Raw genomic sequence first — 17991 nt, 5'->3', positions numbered from 1 at the left:
GCTAGCGGTGCTTGAACTCCGCCGGGCGCTTTGCGGTGAAGGCCGCCATGCCTTCCTTTTGGTCCTCGGTGGCGAAGCAGGCAAATATGGCCCGGCGTTCACGCTGGACACCCTCGGCCAGGGACGTTTCAAAGGCGGCGTTGACAGCTTCCTTGGCAATCATGGCCACAGGCTTGGACATGGAAGCGATGGTGTCCGCGGTGGCGAGGGCCTCCGCCAGCAACGAGTCAACGGGGACCACCCGGGCAACCAGGCCTGCCTGTTCGGCCTCAACAGCTCCCATGACCCGCCCCGTCAGCACCATTTCCATGGCCTTCGCCTTGCCGATGGCGCGGGTGAGCCGCTGCGAGCCGCCCATGCCGGGGATGACGCCGAGCTTGATTTCGGGCTGGCCGAACTTGGCGTTGTCGGCCGCGATGATGAAGTCGGCAATCATGGCCAGCTCGCAACCGCCGCCCAGGGCGTGGCCGGCGACGGCGGCAATCATGGGCGTGCGGACCCGGGCCAGCTCGTCCCAGGCGGAGAACCAGTTGGCGAGGTACATGTCAACGGATGATTTGTCGGCCATCTCCTTGATGTCGGCGCCCGCGGCAAAGGCCCGGGAGGAGCCAGTGATGACAATGGCGCCAATGCCAAGGTCGGCGTCGAACGCCTGCGCCGCGGCCAGGATCTCCCTGCCCATCGCATCGCTGAGCGCGTTCAGCGCCTCGGGCCGGTTGAGCGTGATCAGGCCAACCCGGCCGCGTTGTTCGGTCAGGATCAGGGACTGCTGCGTCATGAAGAAAAGTTCCGTTCAGTTCGAGGTGTTCAAAAAGGGTGTGCGCAAGTCAGGCCGGCGGGTCAGTCCGAGCCGGTGTTGTTGGAGGCTTTCCGGATCGAGTTGATGATGCCCGAGAAGTCGGTTCCGGCCCCTCCATGGAGGGAGAATTCTCGGTAGATCTCCTCGGCGGATCGGCCAAGGACCGCGTCAACCCCCGTGGCATTGAGTGCTTCGACGGCCAACCCCAGGTCCTTGGCCATGAGGGCCCCTGCGAACCCCGGCTGGTAGTCGCGGTTGGCCGGGCTGGTCGGGACCGGGCCCGGGACGGGGCAATTCGTTGTCAGCGACCAGCACTGGCCGGAGGCATGGGCTGCAACGTCAAACAGGGCCTCGTGGGTCAGGCCAAGCTTCTCCCCCAGCACGAATGCCTCGCTGACGGCGATCATGGACACCCCGAGGATCATGTTGTTGCATACCTTGGCGGCCTGCCCGGCACCTGGCCCGCCGCACAGGACAATGCGCCTGCCCATGACGTCAAAGAGCGGGCCTGCAGCGGCAAAGTCGTCCGGGGAGCCGCCCACCATGAAGGTCAGGGTGCCGGCTTCCGCCCCCATGACGCCGCCTGACACGGGCGCGTCGAGCCCCCTATGCCCGCTGGCCACGATCAGCTCATGCGCCGTGCGGGCATCGTCCACCGAAATGGTCGAACATTCAAGGAAAAGCGATCCAGGCTTCGCTGCGGCCAGCAGTCCCCCGCCGGGCCCTTCCCCTTCCAAGGCCGCGAAGACGTGCTTTCCGGCAGGCAGCATGGTGATGATGACGTCGGCCCCGTCGGCGGCCGCGGCTGAGGATTCAGCCACCACCACGCCGGCCGCTGCGGCAGCCTCAAGCGCTGCAGGCACCACGTCAAAGCCCGTGACGGAGTATCCGGCGGCCACGAGGTTGGCCGCCATCGGCCCGCCCATGTGCCCCAGCCCGATGAAGGCAATCCTTGTGGCGGATGCCCCTGTTCCAGGTGCCGCCTGTGCTTCCTCGCCCATGGTTCCACTCCTTCATTTCATTCGGGAAACTTCATCCAAAACCGTCTGTTCCAAGGCCCGCTAATCCCCGGGTGCCTGCAAACCCAGCTCCCGTTCGCCAAGATTCGCAAAGGCCGCGGCCACGACGTCGCCTGAAACCTCGGCCAACGTGGCAGGTGACCATTGCGGGTTCCTGTCCTTGTCGATCATCTGCGCCCGGATGCCCTCGGCGAAGTCAGGCCAGCGCAGGGCACGCAGCGACACGCGCATTTCCTGGTTCAGCCCCTCCTCCAGCGACGACAGTCCCCGGGCCCGGCGCAGCGCAGCCAGCGTGACTGTCACAGCCGTTGGCGACTTCCCCGCAATAATCTGCGCAGCCGCATCGGCCGCGGGGTCCCCGACCCGGGTCAACCTCTGAAGGATGGTCCCGGCGTCGTCCGGGGCGTAAGCCTCATCAATCCACCAGCGCGCCGCCGCCAGCGCGGATTCCGGGGCTGCCTGCCCAAGACGTGCGACGGCGGAGCTTGCGGTGCGCTCGGCCAGCTCGGCCACCAGCGTGGGCAGGACTGCGGAATCGATGAAGTGGTCGGCCAGGCCCATGGCGATGGCGTCGGCGCCGCTGACCATGGTCCCGGTGAGTCCCGCGTGGGTGCCAAGCTCGCCGGGGGCGTGGGAGAGCAGGTAGGTGCCGCCCACGTCGGGGACGAATCCGATGCCTGTCTCGGGCATGCCGATCCGGGACCGTTCGGTGACAACCCTGTGTGAGGCGTGGGCGGAGATTCCCACTCCCCCGCCCAGGACCACACCGTCCATGAGGGTGACGACGGGCTTGGGGTAGCGGCGGATGCGGGCATTGAGGTGGTATTCCGCGCGCCAGAACACCTCGCTTGACTCCCCGCCCGTGCGGGCGTCGTGGTAAATCGATACGATATCCCCGCCGGCGCACAAACCGCGCTCGCCGGCACCGGAAATCAGCACTGTTGATACGCCGTCGTCGGTTTCCCAGTCATCTAGCGCCTTCGCCACGGCCTGGACCATGGCGAAGTTGAGCGCGTTCATGGCCTGGGGCCGGTTCAGGATCAGGTGGCCCAGCCGGCCGGTGCGCTCCACAAGAACGTCGTTGTGCTCCATGTACCTATCCTCCATGGTTCAGCGTTCCACGGCCAGACGGCCAATGATCAGACGCATGATTTCATTGCTGCCTTCAAGAATCTGGTGCACCCGCAGGTCGCGGACGAGTTTTTCAAGGCCGTACTCGCTGAGGTAGCCGTAGCCGCCGTGCAGCTGCAGTGCCTGGTTCGCGACCTGGAAACCGGCGTCGGTGGCCACCATTTTGGCCATGGCGCACAGCTTGACGGTGTCGGGCGCGCCGGCATCCAGGGCCCTGGCCGCACGCATCAGCATGGTCCGGGAAACCTCAAGGTCGGTGTCCATCTGGGCGATTTGAAAGAGCAGGTGCTGTTTTTCAATGAGGGGGCCACCGAACGCCTGCCGCTCCTTCAGGTACGCGATTGACTTCTCCAGTGCCGCACGCCCGCCGCCGAGAGAGCAGGCGCCGATGTTGACCCGGCCGCCGTTCAGGCCCTTCATGGCGATGCCGAAGCCGTCGCCCTCCTCGCCGAGCCTGTTGCCGACGGGGATGCGCACGTTGTCAAAAACCACCTGGCGCGTGGGCTGTGCCCGCCAGCCCATCTTCTTCTCGTTCGCGCCGAAGCTCAGCCCGGGGGCCCCGGCCGGAACCACGACGGCGGTGATCCCGCGGCTGCCCTTGTCAGCCGTGCGGACCATGACCAGGTACCAGGCCGAGGACCCGGCCCCGGAGATGAACTGCTTGGTTCCGTTGAGGACGTAATCATCGCCGTCGCGCACTGCGCGGGTGGTGATGGCTGCGGCATCGGAGCCGACCCCCGGTTCGGACAGGCAGTAGCTGCTCAGCTCCGTCATGGCCGTGATGCCGGGCAGCCACTTGCTGCGCTGGGTGTCGTTGCCGAATGCGTCGATCATCCACGCCACCATGTTGTGGATGGAAATGTAGGCGGCGATGGTGGGATCGACTGCCGCCAGTTCCTCAAAGATCAGCACCGCGTCGGTGCGGCTCAGCGCCGATCCGCCGTACTCCTCGCGCACGTAGATGCCACCCATGCCCAGGGTCCCGGCCTCGGCCAGGACGTCGACGGGGAAGTGTTTTTCCTCGTCCCATTCGGCGGTGTGGGGTGCAAGTGCGGTGGTGGCGAAATCGCGCACCATCTCCACCACGGCCTCCTGCTCGGGAGTCAAGTCATTCACGGGTGCCTCCTTGGGCCGCATCGTTGCGGCGGTTTTGGCTATTTTTGGTGGCCCATGCTGAGCGGGCCACCGGTGGGTTCCGGCGGAGCCCTGGGGTGGGGGCCCGCCGTCGTGCTATTTGGTCACTTTGCCCGTCAGGGACGCAACGGGGCGCAGGAACAGCGGCTGCGCCAGGATCCAGGCCGCAACGATGACAACCAGGGACGCGGCGAAGATGCCAAAGCCCCACCAGTTCACGGCGTCGCTCGAGGCGTACATGTGGTTGAGGTTGCGCAGCGCGCCGGTGGCCAGGACCAGTGTCACGTGCACCACGATGAACAGCACGAAGTAAATCATGACGGGCAGGTGGATCGTGCGGGCCACCTCGATGGGGTAGATCTTGTTCAGCGTCCTGGCGTTCTTGGGCCAGGCGCCGGACATGCGCAGGCCGGTGGCGATGGCCAGGGGCGCGGCGATGAAGACAGTGAGAAAGTATGTCAGCAGCTGCAGGGCGTTGTAGTTGACCCAGCCGTTGTCGGTGGGCCAGTGCAGCGAGAGGTACTGCAGACCGGCCGAAATGGCGTTGGGGAAAACGTCCCAGCTGGTGGGCACGATGCGCATCCACTGGCCCGTGGCGAAGAGCAGCACGATGAAGATCAGGCCGTTGAGCACCCACAGGGCATCCAGGGACAGGTGCAGCCACAGGTCAAGGCTGATCTTGGTGGGGGCGTTCTTCGTCTTGATCAGGCCCTTGTTGTTGCGGATCCAGTGGGCTGCGGGGCGCTTGGTGGTGCGCACGGCCCAGCCCGACCGGATGATCAGGAAAATGAAGAACATGTTCAAGAAATGCTGCCAGCCCAGCCAGGCCGGGATGCCAACGGGTGCACTTTTGGGCAGTTCGGATGCCCCCGGGTAGGTGGTGAGGAAGTCCTTCACCGGTTCTAGGGCCGTAATCCAGCGGGCTGCGAGCACCAGCACCAGCAGGACCAGCACCACGGCTCCCGCGGCGGTGCCGATCTTCGCGGGCAGGCCAAGGGCCTTCCACCGTGCCAGGATGCCGGCGGCCTGCTTGTTCGTGGGGGTCGACATTCTCTTACAAACCTCTTTCAGGGACTTCCGTGGACGCTGCTGCGCCTAGTGGCTTCCATTCTGTCAGCCCATGCGCAGCGGCTGTCTCTCTTTGTAACACGCCATGCCCGTCAGACCGGGCGGGCCTCCAATGCGTGGAGCAGTTGCGGCACCACTGTGAACACATCGCCCACAATGCCGAAGTCGGCCACATCGAAGATGGGCGAGTCGGCGTCCTTGTTGATGGCGACGATGGTCTTGGCCGTCTGCATGCCCGCCCTGTGCTGGATGGCCCCGGAAATGCCCAGCGCAATGTACAGCTGAGGGGAAACGCTCACGCCCGTCTGGCCCACCTGCGCGTGCTGGTCGATGTATCCGGCGTCGACGGCTGCACGGGAAGCGCCGACGGCGGCACCCAGTGCGTCGGCCAGCTGTTCAACCAGCGCGAAGTTTTCCTTCGAGCCCAGGCCGCGGCCGCCTGAGACCACCGTCTTGGCCACGCGCAGTTCGGGCCGGGTGGCGCCCGTTGCGGCGTCGTTGACGGAGTCGATCCTGGCTCCCGGCCCCGTGCCGGCCAGGGCGGCGGTGATGATTTCCACGGCGCCGCCACCGGTGGATTCGACGCCGTCGATCGCACCCTGGCGCACGGTGATGATGGGCAGGCCGCCCTCGACGGCCGATTCGACGTCGTAAGCGCCGCCAAAAATGGAGTGCCCGGCAATAATCCGTTCGCCGTCGAGGCGCACCGATACGGCGTCGGCCAGCAGGGCGCCGCCCACGCGCACCGCAAGCCGGGCGGCTGCCTCGCGCCCGTCAACGGAATTGGCCGTCAGCACCGCCACGGGCGCGTACGCCGCAACGGCAGCCTCAAGCGCCTCGACGGCTGGGGCCGTCAGTACCGAATCAGCCTGCGGGCCAACCGCCTGGTACAGCACGGCGGCACCGAGCAGGCCCAGCTGTGCTGCCACGGCGCCGTCGACCCCGGTGCCGGCGGCCACCACGGCAACCGGGGTGCCCAGCGACGTGGCCGCGGCCAGCAGTCCCCGTGCGGAAGCGGCAATGCCACCCTGGCGGGTGAGTTCAATGAGAGTCACTACATGAGCCACGGAATGCCCTTCCTATACCAAGTGGTTTTCAATGAGGTAGCCGGCCAGGAGGTTTCCTGCCGCGCCGTCGTCAACGATCTTTCGCCCGGCCTCGCGCGCCGGCCGCTCGCTGTGGGCGACCACCACGGCACGGGCGGGGGTTGCGGCGACGTCGAGGTCCGCCAGCGACAGCGTGGTGACGGGCTTGCGCTTGGCCGTCAGGATGCCCTTGAAATTGGGGAACCTGGCCTCTGCGGTCCGTTCGGTCACGGTGACGACGGCGGGAAGCTGCGCGCTGATCTGCAGCGATCCGGTTTCGCCTTCGCGCGTTCCGGACACCGTTGCGTTGCCAAGGTCGACGGCGGACAGCCCGCCAACCAGTGGCAGTCCCAGGTGCTCTGCGACCATGGCCGGAACCACGCCGCCGCGGCCGTCGGTTGATTCATTGCCCGCCACGATCACGTCGGCGCTGGTGCTGCGCAGGGCCGCGGCGAGCACGGCGGCGGTGCGCGTGGCATCGGCGCCGGCCAATCCGTCGTCGAGCACGTGGATGCCTGAATCGGCACCCATCGACAGCGCCTTGCGGATGGCCTTGGTGGCCTCCTCCGGTCCCATGGCCAGGACAGTGATCTCGGTTGACTTGTCCGAGTCCTTCACTCGCAGGGCCACTTCCAGCGCCCGTTCGTTGATTTCGTCGACGAGGTTCTCAGCCGCGTCTCGGTCAAGCCATCCGGTGGCGGGCACCAGCGTGCGCTCCCGGGATGTGTCCGGCACTTGCTTGATAAGAACGACGATCTTCATTGACAGCCCCTTTTGAGGTGATGGCTTCATGCCCGGTTCTTCCTGAAGAATACTAGGCCCCACTAGTATTTACTAGGGATCCCAAGTAAATTGTTTTTTTGATGGTTCCTGCCGTCTTTCACAGCACCAACTGTTCCGAAAGGACATCCCGTGGCCCCCGCATCCCCGCTGCCCATGGACCCCATTGCCGAGGCCAAACGCCAATGGATCTCCCATGGCTGGGCCGATGCCGCCGACGCCATGGCCGCCTATTCCTCCGTCATGCGGGCCCACCAGCTCATGTACAGCAGGGTCGATGCCGTGCTCAAGCCGCTGGGGCTTTCCTACGCCAGGCTTGAATTGCTGCGGCTTTTGTCCTTCACACGCGGCGGCGCCCTGCCGATGGCAAGTGCCAGCAGCCGCCTGCAGGTGCATCCAACCTCCGTGACAAGCGTCGTGGACAGGCTCGAGCGCGATGCCCTTGTCCGCCGGGAGGCCCATCCCACTGACGGCCGCGCAACGCTGGTGGTCCTGACCGACGCCGGGCGGCTTCTGGTGGAGGAGGCCACTGTTGTGCTGAACGCAGATGTGTTTGCCAAGCCAGGGATCCCCGCCGAGGAGTTGCAAGCGCTGACACACATCCTTGCCCGCTTCCGCCGCGAATCGGGCGACTTCACCGACCCAGTCCAGTACCCCGACCCCCTATAGACGCTCGGTTACTTTTCGTCGCTTTACGGGCAACGCTCCCTCAGCAATCGTCGGGTTCCCGGCAACGCTCCCGCACTGGCGACGAGGATGCGACCGCCCCCGCCTATCCAGTGCGATAGCGTCCGGGAAAAACCCACGAAAAACAACCGAGCGTTGGTCCGAACACGACCGAAAGTAACCGAGCGTTGGGGCGGGGTCAGGGGATGGACGGCGCGCCGCGGGACACCTTTACGTCCACGGCCATCCCCGTCGACTCCAGATACACCAGGTGGCTCGCTGTCTCGGCCAGGGCAAGGCGCAGCGTGAACCCGCGTAGCGAGTCAAAGCCCCGAGACCACGTCAGCTGCTTTGACACGTCCCAAACGGATTCGGCCGTCCCGGATTCAAGCACCGCGATGACCTCCCGCGAGCGCTCGAGCGTGTGTTCGGTCAGCTCGTCCACACGCTGGGGCAGGCCTCGGAAACGATACTCATGGCCCGGAAGCACCTCCATGGCGGCACCCACCGCCATGACCTGCAACGAATCGAAGTAGTCACCCAGCGGATTGGCATGGTTTTGGGCTTCCAGGGAGACGTGCGGTGTGATGCGGGGCAGCACGTGGTCGCCCGTGAGGATGAGCTGGTTTGCCTCGTCGACGAGGCAAATGTGCCCGGGCGTGTGCCCCGGTGTGGAAAGCACCCGCACCGTCAGGCCGGCAATCGGCAGTAGCCCGCCGTCGGCCAGCCGGCGCTGCGGCGCCTCAACGCTCGTGATTCGCGCCCACGTGTCGGCCTGGAAGCTGACCTCGTCAAGAAACTCGGCCGGCACTCCCCACGCGGCAAACTGCGCCCTGTCCTCGGCAACAAACCGTTCAGGGTCGCTGCGCCAGTGCGTGGGCATCGGCTCGTTTTCACTCAGGGCGACCCAGGCTCCCGACGCCGCGCGCAGGCGGGCGGCCATGCCTAGGTGGTCGGGATGGAAATGGGTCACCACGATCCCGGTGATGTCCTTGGGGCCCAACCCTGCAACGGCCAGCCCCGCCTTGAGGACATCCCAACCCTCATCGGAATCCCAGCCAGGATCAACCAGGGCCGCCTCGCCGTCGCCCACCAACAGGTAGGACAGGGTGTAGCGCATCGGGTTATTGATGAAAGGCACCGGGATCGACCAGACTCCGGGGCGGACCTCCTCCACCGCAGGAAGCACCTTGTCTTTCCACGCCTGAAATTGTTCATGTGCCGTAACGGTGATCAAGGTGTCCTCCAGGAACTGAGAATGGATTGAAAGTCTGTTTCGCCAGGCGGCTCCTTCGCGGACGACGGCGTACGGGAGAACCGAGGCGCCGGTGCGGCGACAACGTGCGCCCCGCCCCCTGCTGCGTGTGGCGAAGGTTGCCGCGAACATCTCGGCAAGCTCCGGCCACGCGGCGGGGTTGTCCCTGTCGGGAACGGACTCGACGTCAAGGTCAAGCCCCTTGAGCAGGAGCGCATAAAACGGCGGTTCGATGGCCCCGACTGCTATGTGCCCACCGCCGCAGCATTCGTAGGTCCGGTAAAACGGCGCCGCGCCGTCGAGCAGGGCGGCCGGACCCATGGCATGCAAGGCACTCGTCAACGCAATGTAGTTGACCTTGTGCCCCGCCCGCTGGGCCAGCGCACCGTCCTGGCGACATCCGGTCATGCGCCCGCAAACAAGTCCCGGGCCCAGCCCCAGCCGTTCTGTGGTGCCGGGCCGGTACCCCGCGAGGGCCGACGTCGTACCCGCCCACCGGGGGTGCCGGGCCGACACCACGCACCACCTCGGCCAACATCATGGCGGCATGCGGCGCCGGCCCCATGGCAGAGAGCTCCACAACCTTCACTCCCTGCAACGGACCACCCATGAAAAGCTCCTATCCCTGCGCCGCGGCGTAGCGCTCGCGCAAGCTGCGCTTGAGAATCTTGCCCGCACCCGACATGGGCAGCGCCTCGGGGAACTCAAAGCTGCGCGGCACCTTGTAGCCGGCAATGAGCTCCTTACAGAAGATTTGCAACTCCTCGGCCGTGGCGCGGTGGCCGGGGGCAAGAACCACGACGGCGTGCACGCGCTCGCCGTAGTAGTCGTCGGGGACGCCGATGACGGCGGATGAGGCCACGGCGGGGTGCTTGCTCAGGGCATTCTCGACCTCTGCCGAGTACACGTTTTCGCCTGCCGTGATGATCATGTCCTTGAGCCTGTCCACGACGTAGACAAAGCCCTCATCGTCGAGGTAGCCGAGGTCCCCTGTGTGCAGCCAGCCGCCACGCAGGGCCTGTGCGCTCTGCTCAGGGTTGTTCCAATATCCCTGCATGACATTGGCACCCTTGGCACAGACCTCCCCCACATCTCCTGTGCGGACCTCATTTCCATCAAGGTCAAGGATGGCGACCTGGCAGTGCGGGGCCGCCCGCCCTCCCGAACGCATGCGGTTCCCCTCATGGTCATCGGGTAGTAGCAGCGTTATGACCGGGGCGGCCTCTGTCTGGCCGTAGGCCTGGGTCATGCGCATTCCGGGCAAGCGTGCCTTAGTGCGGTTCAGCACTCCTTCGGAGATGGAGGAGCCGCCGTACAGCATGCGTGCCATGGAGCTGAGATCGTAATTGTTGGAGTCGGGGTGGTCCACCAGGATCTGGATCATGGTGGGCACCAACAGGACATCGGTGGGCCGGTGCTCTGCGATGGCTTTGAACACGCTGGTGGGTTCAAAGAAGGGGACCATGAGGTGGGTACCGCCCAGAATAGTGGCCCCGCACCAAGCGGCCAGGTCGGCCAAATGGAACATCGGCGCCGCATGGAGCAGGATCGACCCCACCTTGAGTAGTTCGCCCGTGGCAATAGTGCCCAGCCCCGAGGCCATGAAGTTCGTGTGGCTGAGCATGACACCCTTGGGGAATCCCGTGGTGCCGCCGGTGTAGTACACCCCTGCCAAATCGTCCCCGCTGCGGTAGGCGTCGCCCACTGGGTCGCTGCCGGCCACCAGGTCTTCGTAGGAGAGCATGCCCTCAGGTGTTGCCCCGTCCCCGCAGTGGATCAGGATACTCAGCCCCGGGGCCTTCTCCAACAGGATCGGTGCCATGGGCACAAAGGGGTCATCAATGAGCAGCACGTGCGTGTCAGAGTCGTTCAGGGAGTAGGCAACCTCCGCCGGGCTCCATCTGATATTCACCGGGTTCACTGCCGCTCCGGCCCACGGCACGGCCAGGAGGTATTCAGCGTACCTGTCACTGTTCATGGATAAGATAGCCACCCGGTCCCCCGCGTGCACCCCTAGTCCTTGCAGCGCGCCGGCAAGGCGGGCAATCCGCTCGCCATGTTCAGCGAAGGTGCGCTTCCTGTCCTTGAAGATGGTGGCAGTGGCGTTCGGGGTTGCCTGCAGTGAACGGTGCAGGCCTTGGGTGAGATACATGAAAAGCTCCTTGGTAGAAAATCGACTCTGACCTTTAGTACGCAAGTTCCAACTACCCTGTTGCCCTATTTACCGGTGAACACGCCCTGGCGGCGCCCACCCAGGGCCGCCACTGCCTCCAGCAGGTCCTCGCTGTGCAAGAACGCCGCATTCCACAGGGCCACGTGGCGCAACCCGCGCGCCACCTGCTCTTCCCTGTCCTCATTCAGGATGGCCTTCGTTCCCGCCACAGCCAGCGGGGAATTAGCGGCAATCTCCCCTGCCATCTCCAGTGCGGCCGCCATGAGCGCTTCGGCGTCCTCGTATACGGCGTTGACGAGGCCGATCTTTTCGGCGCGCGCCGCCGTGATGTCCTTGCCTGTCAGCGCCAGTTCGCGCAGCTGGCCTTCGCCGATGATGCCGCGCAGGCGCTGGAGGCTTCCGACGTCGGCCACAATGGCCAGGCGGGCCTCCCGCACACTGAACTTTGCCTCGGCTGCGGCAAGTCTGACATCGGCGGCGGCGATGAGGTCAACGCCACCGCCGATGCACCAGCCCGATACCGCGGCAATGACGGGCTTGCGGCACGCCGCAACTGCTGTAATGCCGGCCTGCAGGCGTCCCACCGTGGCCAGGAATTCGGCGCGCGGTGCGGCCTGCGCGGCGGTGTCGGCGGTGAAGCTTTCCAGCCAGCCGCCCAGCACCTCCTGCACGTCAAGGCCTGTGCTGAAGTGGGATCCGGCACCAGCAAGCACCACTGCCCGCACGCTGCCATCGGCGTCAAGCGCCGCGAAAAGCTGTGGAAGTTCGGCCCAGAACGCCAGCCCCATCATGTTGCCGCGGCCTGGCCCGATCAAATGCACGACGGCGACACCCGGGGTGGGTGCCTGCCCCACAGAGAACGCGGTCCAGGGGTGCGTGAACGCGGACCCGGCCGCGGCAACAGTGTTCATGAGTACTTTTCGCCCTTCTTGGCCTTGGCCACCAGCGAGGCCGGAGGCAGGAAATGGTCGCCGTATCTGGCCGCCAGCTCACGTGACCTGGCAACGAAACCTGCCAGTCCGCCGTCGTACCCGTTCATATACTGGATAACTCCTCCAGTCCAGGCAGGGAAGCCGATGCCGAGGATGGAGCCGATGTTGGCGTCCTCGATGCTACGCAGCACGCCCTCATCGAGGCACTTGACGGTCTCCAGGGACTCGGCAAAGAGCATGCGCTCCAACATGTCCTCGAACGGGATTTCAACCGTGCCGCCATAGGTTTCCTTCAACCCCTCCCACAGGCCCGTGCGGTGGCCGTCGGCATAGTTGTAGAAGCCTGCGCCGCCGAGCTTGCCCTTGCGGTCGAACTCGCCGACCATGCGGTCAACGACGTCGGCGCCGGTGTGGCGGCGGTACTTCTGCACGCCGTTGTCCGCCTCGAGGCCTGCCTTGGTTTCCTTCTCGATCTTCTGCATGAGCACCAGGTTCAGTTCGTCGGCGAGCTGCAGCGGGGCTGCCGGGTAGCCAGCCTGCAGGCCTGCCTGCTCGATCGAGGGTGCCGCGATGCCCTCGCCCAGCATGGCAAAGGCCTCGTTGATGAACGTGCCAATGACCCGGCTGGTGAAGAAGCCGCGGGAATCGTTGACGACGATCGGCGTCTTGCGGATCTGCACGGCGATGTCGAAGGCCTTGGCCAGCGTTTCATCGGATGTGTTTTTGCCGGCGATAATTTCCAGCAGCGGCATCTTGTCCACCGGGGAGAAGAAATGCAGGCCGATGAAGTTCTCCTGCTCGTCCACGCCCGTTGCCAGCTCGGTGATGGGCAGGGTTGATGTGTTGGATCCCAGCAGTGCGTCGGCGCCGACGATGTCCTGGATTTCCTTGAATGCCGCCTGTTTGACCGCTACGTTTTCGAACACGGCCTCGATGACGAGGTCCGCACCTGCAACATCCGCCGCCGTTGCCGTGGGGGTGATCTTGGCCAGCAGCATGTCGGCAGCTTCCTGGGTTGACTGGCCCCGGGACACTGCCTTCTCCGTCAGGGCCTTCGAGTAGGCCTTCCCGCGCTCTGCTGCTTCGAGGGAGACGTCCTTCAGGACAACCTCCATGCCGCTGCGGGCACAGACATAGGCGATCCCTGCACCCATCATGCCTGCGCCGAGGACTGCGACCTTCTTGGCCGTGTACTTTTCGAAGCCCGCAGGACGGCTGCCGCCGGCGCTGATGTGGCCCATGTCGAAGAAGAACGCCTTGATCATGTTGGTGGAGACCTGGCTTGTCACGACCTCGACGAAGTAGCGTGATTCAATCTCAAGGGCCGTATCAAAATCAACCTGGGTGCTTTCGACGGCGGCGGCCAGGATGGCGCGCGGGGCCGGGTAGTTGGCGCCCTTGAGCTGCTTGCGCAAGTTGGCGGGGAACGCTGGAAGGTTTGCTGCGAAGGAAGGTGTTGACGGGGTGCCGCCGGGGATCCTGTACTTTGGCACGTCCCACGGCTGGACGGCGTCGGGGTTTGCCGCGATCCAGGCCTTGGCTGCCGGGACGAGCTCCTCCACGGTGCCCACGACCTCGTGGATCAGGCCCACCTCGAGTGCCTTGCGGGGCTTGTACTTCTGACCCCGCAGCAGCACCTTCATGGTGGCGTCGGCGATGCCCATGAGCCTGACGGTGCGGACAATGCCACCGCCGCCCGGGAGCAGGCCAAGGGTGACCTCGGGCAGGCCAATGAGCGATCCGCGGGTGTCGGCTGCGATCCTGTGGTGGGTGGCAAGGGCGATTTCCAGCCCGCCACCCAGTGCGGCACCGTTCATGGCTGCCACGACAGGTTTGCCGAGCGTTTCAAGGATGCGCAGCTGGGACTTGATCTTCTGTGCCAGCTCAAAGATCTTTTCGGCGTCGGCCGCGGTGGAGTTCACCAGGTCCTTCAGGTCGCCGCCGGCAAAGAAGGTCTTTTTTGCCGAGGTGAGGATGACGCCCGTGATGCTGTCCCTGTCAGCGGCAATCTCTGCGGCCAGGCGGTCGACGGCGGCCTGCATTGAGTTGATGTAGTCGCCGTTCATGGTGTTGGCCGACTGGTTGGGGTCATCCATGGTCAGGATGACAACGCCGTCGACGTCCTTGTCGAAGCGGATGGTGTTCATCTGTTGCACATTTTCCTCGCTCATCGCCCTAGATCCTCTCAATCAACGTTGCCACGCCCATGCCGCCGCCAATGCACAGGGTTATGACGGCCCTGCGCTTGTCGGTGCGTTCAAGTTCATCCAGCACGGTGCCAAGGATCATGGCTCCCGTGGCCCCCAGCGGGTGGCCCATGGCAATGGCCCCGCCGTTGACGTTGAGCTTCTCATCCGGGATGCCCATGTCCTTCTGGTACTTCAACACCACCGATGCGAACGCCTCGTTGATTTCAAACAGATCGATGTCCTCGACTCCAAGGCCTGCCTTTTTCAGCAGTTTCCGCGTTGCGGGGGTGGGGCCCGTGAGCATGATCGTGGGGTCGGCGCCCGAAGTGGCCGTGGCGACTATCCTGGCGCGCGGGGTCAATCCCAGCTTTTCACCCACCTCGGCGTTGCCCACCAAAACCAGGGCGGCGCCGTCGACAATTCCCGATGAGTTGGCTGCCGTGTGGACATGCTCGATCTTCTCCACGTGATGGAATTTCTGGAGTGCGACGGCGTCAAATCCGCCTGCCTCGCCCATGGCGGCGAAGGCTGGACGCAACGCTGCCTGCGATTCCGGGGTGGATCCGGGGCGCATGTGCTCGTCGCGGTCAAGGACAACGAGGCCGTTCTTGTCCTTCACGGGAACGATCGAGTTGGCGAAGCGGCCTTCTTCCCATGCCTGCGCGGCAAGCCGCTGGGATCGCACGGCGTAAGCATCGACGTCGACCCTGCTGAACCCCTCGATCGTGGCGATGAGGTCGGCGCCGACGCCCTGCGGAACAAAGTAGCTGTCGTAGTTGGTGGCCGGGTCCATGGCCCAGGCGCCGCCGTCGGACCCGATGGGCACACGGGACATGGACTCTACGCCGCCGGCGATGATGAGCTGGTCCCAGCCTGAGCGGATCTTTTGGGCGGCCGTGTTGACGGCCTCAAGTCCGGAGGCGCAGAACCTGTTCAGCTGCACGCCGCCGACAGTGTTGGGCAGTCCCGCGGCAAGGACGGAGGTGCGGGCGATGACGGCGCCCTGGTCCCCCACGGGCGATACGACGCCGAGGATGAGGTCGTCGATGAGGTCCTCGTCCAGGCCGGGGTGGCGCTCACGCAGGGCATCAATCAGGCCAACGACAAGGTCGATCGGCTTGGTGCCGTGCAGGGCGCCCTTTTTGCCGCGGCCGCGGGGGGTGCGGATGGCGTCGTAGACAAATGCTTCAGGTACAACTTGTTCGGGCATGTGATTCCTTCCATTGTCATCGCATCCGCAGCGGTGCGGAGGGACGGTTGGCAGAACTGGTTTGTTGGGTGGGCCCCACACCGCGAGTGTCCCGCTGCGAGCAGAGCGAGCGGGCGATGAGTTCCTTCATGACCTAGTTGGCGCCGGCGAGCACGCGCAGGACCCGGTTGTCCTGGTACATGCCGGCAATGGGGTACTCCATCATGTAGCCGTAGCCGCCGAAGATCTGCTTGGTGATGCGCGCGTCAAGGAACACGCGGTTGACCTGGGTGATGGTGGCACATTCGGCAAGTTCAAAGCGGGTGTTCTGCACTTCAAACAACGGCTTGCCGAAGGCTTCGCGAGTCTTGGTGTACTCAAGGGCCGCCGCCACGGCCGCCTCACTCATGGCCTGGGCCAGGATCGCAGTGATGAGCCGTTCCTGCGGCAGCTGGTTCACGAGCTGGTAGAAGCCCTGGCCCTCCACCGCCCATGACATGGGCGGCCGGCACGCGCAGCCTGTCAAAGAACAGTTCCGATGTGTCCTGTCCCGTGAGCCCGATCTTGTCCAGCTTGCGACCGCGGGTGAAGCCGCGGGTGGTGATGGCGTGCGGGTCGGAGCCGGTGCCGGGTTCGGTCATGGCGATGGCACCAACCCATTCCCCGCTGCACATCCTGGACAGCCAGCGCTTTTTCTGTTCCTCGGGGATGGACCTGCCGCAGAGGCCAAGTAACCCGGCCCGCCCGTGGAGCTCCTTGTCAGGGAACCCCTGGGCCTGGAGCTTTTCTTCGAGAGGGGCAACCTCCTTGATGAAAAAATCCTGAAGCAAAGACTTCACATCGAGCAGATCTTCGTCGATCCACCCGGAAGAAAACAGAGTTGTTGACATACCGCCAATCGTGCAAGACTATTGACACCGTGTCAATAGATGACGCGAGTCTTTACTTTCCATTCACGAAAGCCACGACCATGACCGCTGAAATCACCCTTCCCTATACGGCCATCACGTACACCGTTGAGGAACGCATCGCCACGGTGACCTTGAACCGGCCCGAGGCCCGCAACGGCTACACGCTGGCCATGGCGCACGAGCTCGAGCACGCATTCACGGCGGCCGACGCCGATCCCGCCGTCCAGGTGGTGGTCTTCACGAGCACCGGCAAGGACTTTTCCGTCGGCGCGGACCTGAGCGGGGGCGGCTTTGACGTCACCATGACCGACCCAGCCGCCAACTGGCAGGAACCCGCCGGGCGCTGCTCAAAGACCATTTATGCCATGAACAAGCCCGTCATTGCGGCCCTGCGCGGGGTCAGCGTGGGAGGGGGCCTGACCATCACGCTTTCGTGCGACTTCCGCCTGGCGTCCACCGATTCCCGCTTTTCCTTCCCGTTCAGCCGCCGCGGAATCTTCCCTGAGGGCGCCTCAGTCTGGTACCTGCCCCGCCTTGTGGGCATGACCCGGGCCAGCGACTGGATGCTGACGGGGCGGCTGTTTGGCGCCGCCGAAGCGCTCGACGCCGGACTCGTCACCTCGGTGCATGAGCCCGATGCCGTGCTTGACGCCGCCTACGCCCTGGCTAGGGACATCATCACCCACACATCTGAGGTCTCCACCGCCGTCATCAAGCAGATGCTGAACCGGCTCAGCGGCATCGACTCCCCCATCCCCGTCCACGCCCTCGATTCCCGGCTGATCGCCGGCACGCCAACACACGCAGACGCCGTGGAGGGCGTCATGTCATTTTTGGAAAAGCGCCCGCCACACTTCCCCATGACCGTTCCGGCCGACCTGCCGCAGTGGCTGCCCTGGATAGAGACAGACCCAACACCGTGACTACCTCCAACCCCGCCCCGCCCCAGACCGCAGCGTCCCCCGCCCGGGACGAGCCCGACGTCGAACCTTCCGACGAGCCGCGCCGGCAACGGCTGAACCCCGACGAACGGCGCCAGCAAATCTTTGGGTGCGCCCAAAAACTGTTCAACGAGCGGCCGTACGATGAGGTTTCGGCCACCGACATCGCCGCAGCGGCGGGGGTGGCGCGCGGGCTGATCAACCACTATTTCGGCAACAAGCGCGAGCTGTACCTCCAGGTCATAAAGGTCAGTTCCACTGTCTCCGCGGTGGCCGTTGCGAGGCTGCCCGAGGGGTCGCTACCCGAACGCATCAACCTGTCGGTGACGTGGTTCCTTGATTCGCTGGAGACATCGGGCACCGCGTGGCTGTCGCTCGGATCGGGCAGCATGGGACGGGACCCCGACCTTGAGAAGATCCTGATCGCGGCGGAGAATGACTCCATTGAGCTGCTGATCGAGGCCTGCGGGCTGTCCGGCCTGCGAGAAAACCGAGAGCAGGTCAGGGCCATGTTCAGGATTTACGCGCAGCTGGCCCGCAGCGGCGCGCGCGAATGGCTGCTGCGCAAGACGCTGACACGCCCGCAAGTGCACGCCCTGCTGGCCAGCACGCTGCTGGTGATCGTCAAGGACGCAGTCCCCGCCATCTGAGAACTGCACCTGACCGGCAGAAAACGGCGAAAAGATCACGTTTTTCACGTCATTTTCCCCGTTTACTGC

17 protein-coding genes are annotated in these 17991 nt (G+C 64.9%); 3 read left to right on the top strand and 14 right to left on the bottom strand.

Going from position 1 to position 17991, the window contains the following annotated elements; all coding sequences use genetic code 11:
• Window position 1: 1 nt before the first annotated feature.
• The 7 genes from AAGW05_RS00300 to AAGW05_RS00270 form a co-directional block, all read right to left on the bottom strand.
• The gene (locus AAGW05_RS00300; protein WP_411802463.1) at window positions 2-778 is read right to left on the bottom strand and encodes an enoyl-CoA hydratase; all 777 of its coding nucleotides are present in this window, start codon (window positions 776-778) and stop codon (window positions 2-4) included.
• A 62-nt stretch (window positions 779-840) separates the two neighbouring features.
• The gene (gene mmsB / locus AAGW05_RS00295; protein WP_411802462.1) at window positions 841-1800 is read right to left on the bottom strand and encodes a 3-hydroxyisobutyrate dehydrogenase; all 960 of its coding nucleotides are present in this window, start codon (window positions 1798-1800) and stop codon (window positions 841-843) included.
• Window positions 1801-1860: 60 nt separating this feature from the next.
• The gene (locus AAGW05_RS00290) at window positions 1861-2910 is read right to left on the bottom strand and encodes an enoyl-CoA hydratase/isomerase family protein (RefSeq protein WP_411802461.1); all 1050 of its coding nucleotides are present in this window, start codon (window positions 2908-2910) and stop codon (window positions 1861-1863) included.
• Window positions 2911-2928: 18 nt separating this feature from the next.
• Window positions 2929-4086: an acyl-CoA dehydrogenase family protein gene (locus AAGW05_RS00285; RefSeq protein ID WP_411802460.1), complete on the bottom strand. Its 1158-nt coding sequence runs from the start codon at window positions 4084-4086 to the stop codon at window positions 2929-2931.
• A gap of 93 nt (window positions 4087-4179) precedes the next feature.
• Entirely contained in the window at window positions 4180-5133 is a 954-nt protein-coding gene (locus AAGW05_RS00280) for a cytochrome b/b6 domain-containing protein (RefSeq protein WP_411802459.1), read from the bottom strand.
• A 110-nt stretch (window positions 5134-5243) separates the two neighbouring features.
• Entirely contained in the window at window positions 5244-6218 is a 975-nt protein-coding gene (locus tag AAGW05_RS00275) for an electron transfer flavoprotein subunit alpha/FixB family protein (protein WP_411802458.1), read from the bottom strand.
• Window positions 6219-6230: 12 nt separating this feature from the next.
• Window positions 6231-6998 (bottom strand): electron transfer flavoprotein subunit beta/FixA family protein, encoded by a 768-nt coding sequence (locus tag AAGW05_RS00270; RefSeq protein WP_411802457.1) that lies wholly within the window; start codon window positions 6996-6998, stop codon window positions 6231-6233.
• A 150-nt stretch (window positions 6999-7148) separates the two neighbouring features.
• On the opposite strand from AAGW05_RS00270, the gene AAGW05_RS00265 reads away from it, so the two are divergent.
• The gene (locus AAGW05_RS00265) at window positions 7149-7685 is read left to right on the top strand and encodes a MarR family winged helix-turn-helix transcriptional regulator (RefSeq protein WP_411802456.1); all 537 of its coding nucleotides are present in this window, start codon (window positions 7149-7151) and stop codon (window positions 7683-7685) included.
• A 196-nt stretch (window positions 7686-7881) separates the two neighbouring features.
• Here AAGW05_RS00265 and AAGW05_RS00260 read toward each other — a convergent pair whose 3' ends face one another.
• The 7 genes from AAGW05_RS00260 to AAGW05_RS00230 all read right to left on the bottom strand — a co-directional run bounded on the left by AAGW05_RS00260 (window position 7882) and on the right by AAGW05_RS00230 (window position 16310).
• Complete coding sequence (locus tag AAGW05_RS00260; protein WP_411802455.1) at window positions 7882-9453, bottom strand: MBL fold metallo-hydrolase; 1572 nt, start codon at window positions 9451-9453, stop codon at window positions 7882-7884.
• A 103-nt stretch (window positions 9454-9556) separates the two neighbouring features.
• Window positions 9557-11089 (bottom strand): acyl-CoA synthetase, encoded by a 1533-nt coding sequence (locus tag AAGW05_RS00255; RefSeq protein WP_411802454.1) that lies wholly within the window; start codon window positions 11087-11089, stop codon window positions 9557-9559.
• A 65-nt stretch (window positions 11090-11154) separates the two neighbouring features.
• Complete coding sequence (locus tag AAGW05_RS00250; protein ID WP_411802453.1) at window positions 11155-12021, bottom strand: crotonase/enoyl-CoA hydratase family protein; 867 nt, start codon at window positions 12019-12021, stop codon at window positions 11155-11157.
• Window positions 12018-14213 (bottom strand): 3-hydroxyacyl-CoA dehydrogenase NAD-binding domain-containing protein, encoded by a 2196-nt coding sequence (locus AAGW05_RS00245; RefSeq protein ID WP_411802452.1) that lies wholly within the window; start codon window positions 14211-14213, stop codon window positions 12018-12020. Before AAGW05_RS00245 ends, AAGW05_RS00250 begins: the two co-directional genes overlap by 4 nt.
• 4 nt (window positions 14214-14217) lie before the next feature.
• A complete protein-coding gene (locus tag AAGW05_RS00240; RefSeq protein WP_411802451.1) occupies window positions 14218-15441 on the bottom strand; it encodes an acetyl-CoA C-acetyltransferase in 1224 nt (407 codons plus the stop codon).
• Between the two features lie 133 nt (window positions 15442-15574).
• Window positions 15575-15919 (bottom strand): acyl-CoA dehydrogenase family protein, encoded by a 345-nt coding sequence (locus AAGW05_RS00235; RefSeq protein WP_411802450.1) that lies wholly within the window; start codon window positions 15917-15919, stop codon window positions 15575-15577.
• Complete coding sequence (locus tag AAGW05_RS00230; protein WP_411802856.1) at window positions 15822-16310, bottom strand: hypothetical protein; 489 nt, start codon at window positions 16308-16310, stop codon at window positions 15822-15824. Before AAGW05_RS00230 ends, AAGW05_RS00235 begins: the two co-directional genes overlap by 98 nt.
• 80 nt (window positions 16311-16390) lie before the next feature.
• Here AAGW05_RS00230 and AAGW05_RS00225 point away from each other — a divergent pair, with 80 nt between their 5' ends.
• Both AAGW05_RS00225 and AAGW05_RS00220 read left to right on the top strand, forming a co-directional pair.
• Window positions 16391-17254: an enoyl-CoA hydratase-related protein gene (locus AAGW05_RS00225; RefSeq protein ID WP_411802449.1), complete on the top strand. Its 864-nt coding sequence runs from the start codon at window positions 16391-16393 to the stop codon at window positions 17252-17254.
• The gene (locus AAGW05_RS00220; RefSeq protein ID WP_411802448.1) at window positions 17251-17922 is read left to right on the top strand and encodes a TetR/AcrR family transcriptional regulator; all 672 of its coding nucleotides are present in this window, start codon (window positions 17251-17253) and stop codon (window positions 17920-17922) included. The genes AAGW05_RS00225 and AAGW05_RS00220 overlap by 4 nt, the downstream gene beginning before the upstream one ends.
• The last annotated feature ends 69 nt before the right edge of the window (window positions 17923-17991 follow it).

Origin of the sequence: Arthrobacter sp. LAPM80, from assembly GCF_046736435.1 — a bacterium.
Classification (GTDB): domain Bacteria; phylum Actinomycetota; class Actinomycetes; order Actinomycetales; family Micrococcaceae; genus Specibacter.
The sequence above is the reverse complement of the archived record's forward strand: the minus strand, read 5'-3'. Positions and strand labels throughout refer to the sequence as shown.